The 8,354-nt window shown below is 66.3% G+C and carries 10 protein-coding genes; 5 read left to right on the top strand and 5 right to left on the bottom strand.

Annotated elements, in window-relative coordinates:
• Positions 1–396: GcrA family cell cycle regulator (locus tag EOA36_RS19415; RefSeq protein WP_281040067.1), on the bottom strand; the 396-nt coding region annotated here is incomplete at its 3' end.
• Between the two features lie 574 nt (positions 397–970).
• On the opposite strand from EOA36_RS19415, the gene EOA36_RS19405 reads away from it, so the two are divergent.
• Positions 971–1,666 (top strand): helix-turn-helix transcriptional regulator, encoded by a 696-nt coding sequence (locus EOA36_RS19405; protein ID WP_189553275.1) that lies wholly within the window; start codon positions 971–973, stop codon positions 1,664–1,666.
• Between the two features lie 369 nt (positions 1,667–2,035).
• On the opposite strand, the gene EOA36_RS19400 is transcribed toward EOA36_RS19405, so the two are convergent.
• Positions 2,036–2,335 carry a hypothetical protein gene (locus EOA36_RS19400; RefSeq protein WP_127279003.1) on the bottom strand — a complete coding sequence of 100 codons (300 nt, stop codon included), beginning with the start codon at positions 2,333–2,335 and terminating at the stop codon, positions 2,036–2,038.
• Between the two features lie 181 nt (positions 2,336–2,516).
• On the opposite strand from EOA36_RS19400, the gene EOA36_RS19395 reads away from it, so the two are divergent.
• From EOA36_RS19395 to EOA36_RS19380, 4 genes are all read left to right on the top strand, one after another.
• On the top strand, positions 2,517–2,879 hold the full coding sequence (locus EOA36_RS19395; protein WP_127279002.1) for a hypothetical protein: 363 nt from the start codon (positions 2,517–2,519) through the stop codon (positions 2,877–2,879).
• Positions 2,880–2,979: 100 nt separating this feature from the next.
• Positions 2,980–3,591 (top strand): hypothetical protein, encoded by a 612-nt coding sequence (locus tag EOA36_RS19390; RefSeq protein ID WP_127279001.1) that lies wholly within the window; start codon positions 2,980–2,982, stop codon positions 3,589–3,591.
• Positions 3,588–4,208 (top strand): hypothetical protein, encoded by a 621-nt coding sequence (locus EOA36_RS19385; protein WP_127279000.1) that lies wholly within the window; start codon positions 3,588–3,590, stop codon positions 4,206–4,208. The genes EOA36_RS19390 and EOA36_RS19385 overlap by 4 nt, the downstream gene beginning before the upstream one ends.
• The gene (locus EOA36_RS19380; protein ID WP_127278999.1) at positions 4,205–4,774 is read left to right on the top strand and encodes a hypothetical protein; all 570 of its coding nucleotides are present in this window, start codon (positions 4,205–4,207) and stop codon (positions 4,772–4,774) included. The genes EOA36_RS19385 and EOA36_RS19380 overlap by 4 nt, the downstream gene beginning before the upstream one ends.
• Positions 4,775–4,815: 41 nt before the next feature.
• Here EOA36_RS19380 and EOA36_RS19375 read toward each other — a convergent pair whose 3' ends face one another.
• The 3 genes from EOA36_RS19375 to EOA36_RS19365 all read right to left on the bottom strand — a co-directional run.
• Positions 4,816–6,180, bottom strand: coding sequence for a hypothetical protein (locus EOA36_RS19375; RefSeq protein ID WP_127278998.1), 1,365 nt, complete (start codon positions 6,178–6,180; stop codon positions 4,816–4,818).
• Positions 6,181–6,295: 115 nt separating this feature from the next.
• Positions 6,296–7,312: an ABC transporter permease gene (locus EOA36_RS19370; protein ID WP_127278997.1), complete on the bottom strand. Its 1,017-nt coding sequence runs from the start codon at positions 7,310–7,312 to the stop codon at positions 6,296–6,298.
• Positions 7,309–8,354 (bottom strand): sugar ABC transporter ATP-binding protein (locus tag EOA36_RS19365; RefSeq protein WP_145969222.1); only part of this gene is annotated, 1,046 nt, incomplete at its 5' end. The genes EOA36_RS19370 and EOA36_RS19365, both read right to left, overlap by 4 nt.

The raw sequence follows: 8,354 nt of genomic DNA, 5'->3' as shown, positions 1-8,354 counted from the left end.
GCGTGGCGGCGCGGGTACCTTGAAACGGTAGGTTTGCCCATCGGCGATCAGCACGCCCGCCTCGCGCTGGAAAAGCCTCGGCCGGACGGGCGAAGGAGCCCGCTTCGGCCGCATGGCGGGTTTGGCCGGCTGCGGGGTGGCACCGGCACGGCTGGTTTCCGCCTTGGCGGCGCGGCTCGCCGCCTTGGCCATCGCCGTGCGCGCCGCCAGGCCCTTGCCATTAGCAAAGCCGATCGCGCCAAGCATGGCGTTGCGGTGGACGATGCCGATAATGGCGTTGCGCGATACGCGCGCGCCGCGCTGTACGCTGAACGCCGCCGCAATCCTCGAGGCCGAAAGCCCGTCCCTCAGCCAGCCGGCAATCGCCTGCAATTCGCTGTCGCTATAGCTTGCCATGTCGGTCTCCATTGCGCGGCCAGCGGCCGCCGCGAACGGCGCCGTCAGGCAAGCGTCGGGTTTGCCCACAGCCGCGATGGGACTGCCGGCCGTGGTCCGGCCTGTCGGCCGCGGGGATTGCTTGTGGAAGGGCTGCTTTCAGCCCGGCCGGTCGACGGGCGCGTCAAGCCGCGGACGCGCAGTGTCCCTGTCGGGGGCGGAAACCGCCCTGCCCGTCGTCGGCTCGTCGGCGATGACGGTGCGGTCCTGCGTGCGGATCAGGAAACACCCGGCGGCCGCGTCGAATGGGGGGCCGGAGCCGCGGGGAGCGGCGGCTCCGGCCGTTCCGGCCGCCGCTGACGGGCGGACCGGACGCGAGGCCGATGCGTCAAGGCAATCGGCTTCGCGCTTCGCCCCGGCCGGGGAGGAGGAGGCCGGGTCGGAAGGGAAAGGGCAGCCCGGCAAGGCCGGGCTGGAGGCGCTGTCGACTCTGAGGGGGTTGAGTTTTTGCATGAGGCGATATAAGCATAACTCAAAAATCGATGCAAGCCATTCTTTCATGGACGAAAGCAGGACTTGTCGGTCACATGAGGCCATGGTGAAAACGCAATTGTCGATCAGGGTCGGAGCCGCGATCCGCCAGGCACGCAAGCAGCGCGGCCTGGTCATGCGCCACATCGCCGAGCACAACGACACCGATGTCGCCGCCGTCGGCAACTGGGAAACCGGGCGCAACCTGCCCAAGACCGAGAACCTGTTGAAGACCGCCGCCTTCCTGCGTGTCGACCCCGTGGCGCTGGGCCAAGGGCAGGTCGTCTTCCTCGACGATGCCGGCCCGGTGGCGGACGCCGAGATCGTCACCGATGCCGGCCCCCTGCCGGCCGGAGCGATGGATATTCCGGTGCTGGGCGCCGCCGTCGGCGGTGATGACGGCGACTTCACCTTCAACGGCGAATCGGCAGGATACGTCCAGCGTCCGCCGGGAGTCCGCAACCTGCCGAAAGTGTTCGCGCTGCACGTGCTCTCGGATTCCATGGTGCCGCGTTATGAACCCGGCGACATGATCTATTGCGGCGGCCGCGACGCGGTGCCGGGCGACCATGTCGTGATCGAGACCTTTCCGGAAGAGAACGAGAAGAACGGCAAGGCCTTCATCAAGAAACTGGTCCGGCGCACGGCGGGCGAGCTGGTGGTCGAGCAGTACAATCCGCCCAAGACGCTGACCTTCAACCGCTACGCCATCAAGCAGGTCTGGCGCGTCATCCCGCTGAAGGAACTGCTGGGGTATTAGGAGCGCCTGCCTTTCCGGATCCAGGCCGCCCTCACCGGCACGCCGGCGTTCTTAACCGTTGATATTTGGCGAAACCATCCGCAACAGCTTACTTTCTCCCCGTCTCTATACGGGGAGAAATGTCCGGCAGGACAATGAGGAGCAGCACCAAGATTTCGGCAAGTGGCGTCTCGAATGCCACCTCAAAGAAAACGACCAAGCTTGCAACTCCCTCGCACCATCAGAATAGAAGTTCAATTCCGCCAAATCAGCGCCGCCCCTCATCCGCCTGCCGGCACCTTCTCCCCGTATAGTGACGGGGAGAAGGGGCTGGGTTGCCGCATCGCGTCACAATGTTGGCGAAATCGTCCATGACGGCACGTCCTTTGCTCAAGCCCGCCTCGCCTCCACCAGCACCTCACGATCGCCCAGCATCCGTGCCTCGCTGCGCACGCGCTGGCGCTCGTCGATGAACGCTGCCTGGATCGAGATCGCCGTGCCCGGCAGTCCGTCGGCACGGCAGGCCGAGCAGACGATGCGCCCCGACAACGCGGCCAGCGGCGTGTTCCCGTTGACCCCGAAGCGCTTCAACTGATCGGGCCGCCACCACCTGTTGCGGCCGCAATCGGCGCACTCGACCGACAGCGAGGCGACCTGCGCGATCACTGCTTCCCTGCCCGGCAACGCCATCATCCCCTGTCCTTTTGTTTCTGATTTGTTCCTATCTTCCCGTGTTTTGAAGCGGGAGTCGAGTCGCAGTTTCCAAACTCCTCCAAAAGTCTTTCTTTTATGTCTTTTTGAGTTATGCTTATATACACCTCGCATATGTGAGTCGGCGTGGAATGACCCGCGCCTGGATGCGGGAGCAAGAATGGATGCCGCCGATTTCGCCCGCGCCTGCGGTTACACCGGCGACAGTCCCGCCTTGCTCGAAGCCTTCGAGGCGATCCGCCGCAACGGCATCGCGCAAGCCCGTCTCGATCATTTCAGGCGCAAGGCCGTCATCGACGAAATGAAGCAGTCGGAGCCTCTGTTCCTGGCCGCGATCGGCCCGGCGCTGTCGGCGCATGAAGCCATCGAGGATGCTGCCCGTTTCATCGCCGGCTGGCGCAACATGCCGCGCTGGCGCCAGGAACGGCGCCTGCCCGATCTCGCCAGGGCGAAAGAGCAGCGTCTCGTCGCGCGCTTCTTCCGTCGCTACGGCCATCATCTCTGGGCGCTCGAAGCAGCCTGAGGCTCGGCACGGTTGGACCAGCCATTTGCGGGTTCCAATCCCTGCCTTTTCTTCCTAGATTGCGGGTGGGTGGCTGTTCGTTCGACGTGCATGGTTTGGAATGTTCAAGACTGCCCGCTCAAAAATTCAGAGCTGGATAACGGCCGGCGCGGGAACCATCGCCGCCTTGTTTGTCGCCGGCGTGATGGGGGCGTTTGGCGCCCTGCCCGCCCATGGTCCACCACAATTGCCGCCAGACGCCGTCATCGACGCCGGACGCTGGCGCCTGCAACCGGTGCGGGCCTATGTCAGCCATGCCGGGGTCCATGGCGTGCCGTTGAAGCCAGGCCAGAAGGCGCTGGTGCTGGAAGTCGACATGACCAACCGCACCGCGCAATCCGACAAGGGCTATTTCAACGTCTTCACGCCGGACGGCATTGTCCTGCCCGACTCCTCGCCGATGATCGTGCTGACACGCGATTCCACGATGACGCCGGAACTGCATCCGGGGATGACTGAGCGCATGGCCTATGTCTGGCCGCTTGCCGGCGACGCCACCGTGCCGGCAAATCTCGCCTTCGGCGTCACCGCCGAGATCTTCAAGCCGCGCGACAATCTCTATGGCGCGCCCGGCTGGTACAATCCCTACCGGCTCGGCACCGTCACCTTGCCGGTCACCGACCTGTCGGCGACTGGGCAGCCGGCGATCGGGCAGCCGGGGAGCGGCTCATGAGGATACGCGTGCTTGGCAATCTGGCGGTCCTTTGCGCGACCGTGGCGCTGAGCTACGGCATGCAGGTAACGAAGCCGCATTATGCCGACCTCACCGCACCAATTCCCATCGATGGCGCCATGCACGACACGGTGCGCGCGCGCAGCTTCGCTGTCCGGCTCGACAAGGTGATCTTCGCGCGCCAGCTCAAGGCCAGCCAGTTCGGCCAGGAAAAGCTTTTGACGACCAGCGGCCTGTGGGTGGTGGCGACGACAAACCTCACCGCGACCGGCGCTTCCACGGCGGTGGCCGACGGCACCTGGCAAGGCCCGACCGGGTTGCGCTATCACCAGACGGAGCGGCTGGGCTACCGCCAGGACATGCCGCCGCACGGCGTCGATCCGGGCCTGGACAAACGCGGCCTGTTCGTCTTCGAAGTGCCATCGGACCAGATCCGCGGCGCCAGGCTGCTGATCGCCGCGCGCCAGTTCGGCCCGCTCGACGCGCAGGCCCGCATCAGCCTCGATGCGCTGCCGACCGGCGCTGACGGCCAGCCGTCCGACATCCTGCCGGAATTCGACCTCGATGCCGCGCCGGGCCAGACATCGCAGGGCCAGACACCGCAGGGCAAGACATGAGCGCCGTTTCGACGGAACGGGCCGTCGACCCGCAAGCCGAGCGAAAATGGCGCCGGCGCGGCCTTGTCGCGCTCGCCGCCCTGTTGCCGCTGACGCTGGCCGAGACCAGTTATGACAGCGTGCGCGAATGGCTGCATGGCGAGGACCTCATCGCCAGGGATGTCGAGTTCGGCCAGTCCGTGCCGTTCGGCGGCAGCGGCTGGAAGCTGGCCGATTTGCGCGGCGGCAAGGCCGGCCGCCTGCCCGACCACGCCTTCGCCGTCATCGCCACCTTCACCGTGACCATCGGCGACCCGGACCTGCGTAAACAATGGCTGGGCTGCAAGCTGATGCTGACCGACGCCGCCGGCCGTCGCTGGCTGCCCGATTTCATCTCCGGCGTCAGCCTGCCGGAGGGCGCGATGAACTGCGCCCAGGCGATCTTCTCCGGCGCCAGAAAAGGCGACGTCATCACCGTCGGCGACACTTTCATCGTGCCCGAGGACGCGGTGAAAACCATCCGCCCGGCCGTCGGCCTGGGCAGCGAGCGGCCGTGGTACCTGCGTTTTCAAAGGCCGCCGAAATAGCTACTTTCTCCCCGTCACTATACGGGGAGAGGAACGCACGCCTACGCCGCGGCTTCACTAACTCCATTCCCCGCCCCCTTCGACAGCGAGAACGCCGTCTCCAGCACGGCGGCGAGAAAACAGATCCTGATCGGCTCGATCAGGATGCCGGTGGAGGAATCCTGGAAGGGACTGCCGAACAGCAGCGTCACCCCATGCGAAAGGATCTGCCAGACGTCGAGCTCGTGCGGGCCGATCAGCCTTGTCGCGCCAAGCCACAGCCAGGCGGCGCCCCAGTCGAGCAGGCGGTAGCCGACGATCAGCGTGCACAGCAGCACCAGGCTGGAACTCACCGTCAGCCGCACGCCATTGGCGATCGGCAGGTAGCGCGAACGGTAGCCGGCGATGAAATGCTCGACGAAGTCGCGCAGGAATTTCGGCAGTCCGGCATAGCGCTGGCCGAACCGTTCGACGCGGCCGTTGACCCGCATCAGCGCCGCGTCGTCGCGCACCTCATAGCCGTAGATCAGCGCCGCCATGACCAGCCAGATCAGTGGCAAAAGCATGTAGAAGAACAGATTGACCGCCACCGTCGAGGCCGCGATCGAGGTGATCTCGACCGGCACCACTGGTGCGGCGCTCGCCGCCGTCACCACTGGTGCGGCGCTCGCCGCCGTCACCACTGGTGCGGCCGTCGCGACCGGAACCGGGCTCGCCAGCCCATCGATGGACGCCTGCAGCACGGACCAGAAGTTGCGGCTCATCAGCCATTGCAGCGCGCTGTCCTTCCAGCGGCTGATGACGTAGAGGCCGACGAAGATCCAGTTGGTCTCGCAGATCACCACGACGATCTGCCAGAACGACGTTGCCGTCGTCTTCGTCTGCATGAATTTGGCCAGCCGGCGGACCAGCCAGGAAACGGCGACCGAAATCAGCAGCCAGCGCGAATCGAGCACGTCGAGCACATTGCCGCTCTGGCCGAAACCGGCCTGGTCGAGCGAGGCGCGCGAATACTGCCGCACGATATCGCCAAGAAATCCCCAGGCGGCGTAGTAGGCGAAGAACGGCAGCAGCGCGATGGTGATCATGCGCACCAGCCGCGAGCCGCGCTGGTCTGCATCGCTCGTCTCCTTGCCGGCGACTTTGCTCTCGGCGGCCTTGTCCGCGCCGCGCTGCGCGGCCAGCACATTGGGCAGGCCCGGCCGCAGCACATGGAACATCGCCACCGTCACCACCAGCTGCGCCAGCGCCACCAAAGTGAGCATGGCAAGCCCGGCGAAATGGTTGGCGAGCGCCACCTTGGCCGCCAGTTGCAGGAGGAGATCGCCGGCCAGCACCCCGGCCAGCACCAGCGCCACGAGCTGCGGCCAGAAGCGCCGCAGCAGCGAAAAACTCAAGCTGATCGGCCTGATGATGTCGGCAACCATGAGCATCCCTCATGACGCCACCCGCCCAAGCCTTTCTAGCAAGGCGCCGATGTTTTGCAACCGGGCCGGGAACTGGCCGCGCATCCGCTGCACGCGGCCATGGTGCCGCGCACCCCTACCGTCTCACCCGCGACTTCAGCCAGCGGTCGAACGCCACCGCCAGGATCAGGATCAGGCCGATGACGATGCTTTGCGTGTAGGACGACACGTTGTTGAACTGCAGCCCGTTCTGCAGCACGCCGATCAGGGCAGCCCCCACCACCGTGCCGCCGACCGAGCCGATGCCGCCGAACAGCGAGGTGCCGCCGATGACGACGGCCGAGATCACCGTCAGCTCGTAGCCGATGCCGGCGACCGCTTCGGAAGAATTCAGCCTGGCCGACAGCACGAAGGCGGCGAGCCCGGCGAAGAAGCCGACGATGACATAGACCGAGACCAGGATGCGGTCGACGCGCAGGCCCGACAGCCGTGCCGCTTCGGCATTGCCGCCGACGGCGTAGACGGCACGGCCATAGCGGGTGTAGCGCAGCACGATGTGGCACAATATGGCGGCGATGGCGAAGATCAGCGCCGGCACCGGCACCGGGCCGATCAGCCCTGTGCCGAACCAGCGCATGGAGGCATCGAAGCCGGAGATCGGGCCGCCATTGGAGATGGTCAGCGTCAGCCCGCGAAACACCGTCAGCCCGCCCAGCGTGACGACGAAGGGCGGTACTTTCAGCCTCGTGATGGCGAACCCCTGCACGCCGCCGGCGAGAGCGCCGACCACGACGGCGGCCAGCAGCGCCGCGAACCAGCCATAGCCCTGCGTGCCTGATGTCGACAGCGACAGCGTATTAGCGGTGCCGCCCTTGGCGACCACGGCCGCCACCATGCCGCAGAAGGCGAGCAGCGAGCCGACCGAAAGATCGATGCCGGCGGTGAGGATGACGAAGGTCATGCCGAGCGCGATCAGCCCGGTGATCGAGATCTGGCGCGTGATGTTGAACAGGTTGATCGGGTCGATGAAGCTCGGCTTCAACACGGTGAAGACGACGACGAGGGCGGCCAGGAACAGCAGCGGCCCGAAGCTCATCAAAAGCCGCGCGATCGTCACGCCGCCGCGCTGGTTCTGTTCCTCGGCGATGCTCATCGTGCCTGTCCCCCCGCGTCCTGTGCCGGCGTATCCTGCCTGTCGAGCGCCATCAATTCCATCAGTCTTTCCTCGTTTGCCTCGACGCCTGGCATCTGCCCGGTGATGCGCCCCTTGCGCATGGTGACGATGCGGTCCGACACCGCCAGCACCTCGGGCAGTTCGGACGAGATCATCATCACCGCGATGCCCCGCGCTGCCAGTTGCACCAGGATCTGGTGCACCTCCGCCTTGGCGCCGACATCGACGCCGCGCGTCGGCTCGTCGACAACAAGCACTTTCGGGTCGCGCGCCAGCCAGCGCGCCAGGATCACCTTCTGCTGGTTGCCGCCCGACAGGCCCTCGATCGCCTGCTCGGCCGAGGCCATGCGGATCGACAGCATTTTGCGGAAACCCGACAGCGCGTCGCGCTCGCGCCGCTCGGCCATGAAGCCGAAGCCGTTGCTGAAGCGCCCAAGCGAGGCGACGGAGAAATTCGGCAATATACCAAGGGCTGCGAAGATCGCCTGGTGCTTGCGGTCCTCCGGCACCAGGCCGATGCCGAGCTTGATGGCGTCGGCCGGCGATGCGGGTGCTATTTCCTTGCCGTCGAGCGTGATCGTGCCCGCCGCGATGCGGTCGGCGCCGAAAATGGCGCGGGCGAGCTCCGTGCGGCCCGAGCCGACGAGCCCGGCAACGCCGAGGATCTCGCCGGCCCTGAGGTCGATGTCGACGCCGTCGAGCACGATGGCATGCGGCGCCTCGGGGTCGCGCACGGTGCGCAAGCCCCGGACGGACAGCACCACATCGCCGGCCACCGCGCGTTGGGCGGGCCGCGCGTAAAGTTCGGAAGCGGCGCGGCCGACCATCTTCTCGATGATGGCGGGCAGCTTGATCGGCCCGCCCTGACGGTCGAGATGCCCCGCCAGCCTGCCGTCGCGCAGCACCGTCATGCGGTCGCAGATGGCGGATGCCTCCTCCAGCCGGTGGGTGACGAACATGATGGCGACCTTGTCCTTGCGCAGCCGGTCCATGATCGACAGCAGCCGCTGCACCTCGGTCT

It is taken from the genome of Mesorhizobium sp. M8A.F.Ca.ET.021.01.1.1, assembly GCF_003998025.1.
Lineage (GTDB): Bacteria > Pseudomonadota > Alphaproteobacteria > Rhizobiales > Rhizobiaceae > Mesorhizobium.
The sequence above is the reverse complement of the archived record's forward strand: the minus strand, read 5'-3'. Positions and strand labels throughout refer to the sequence as shown.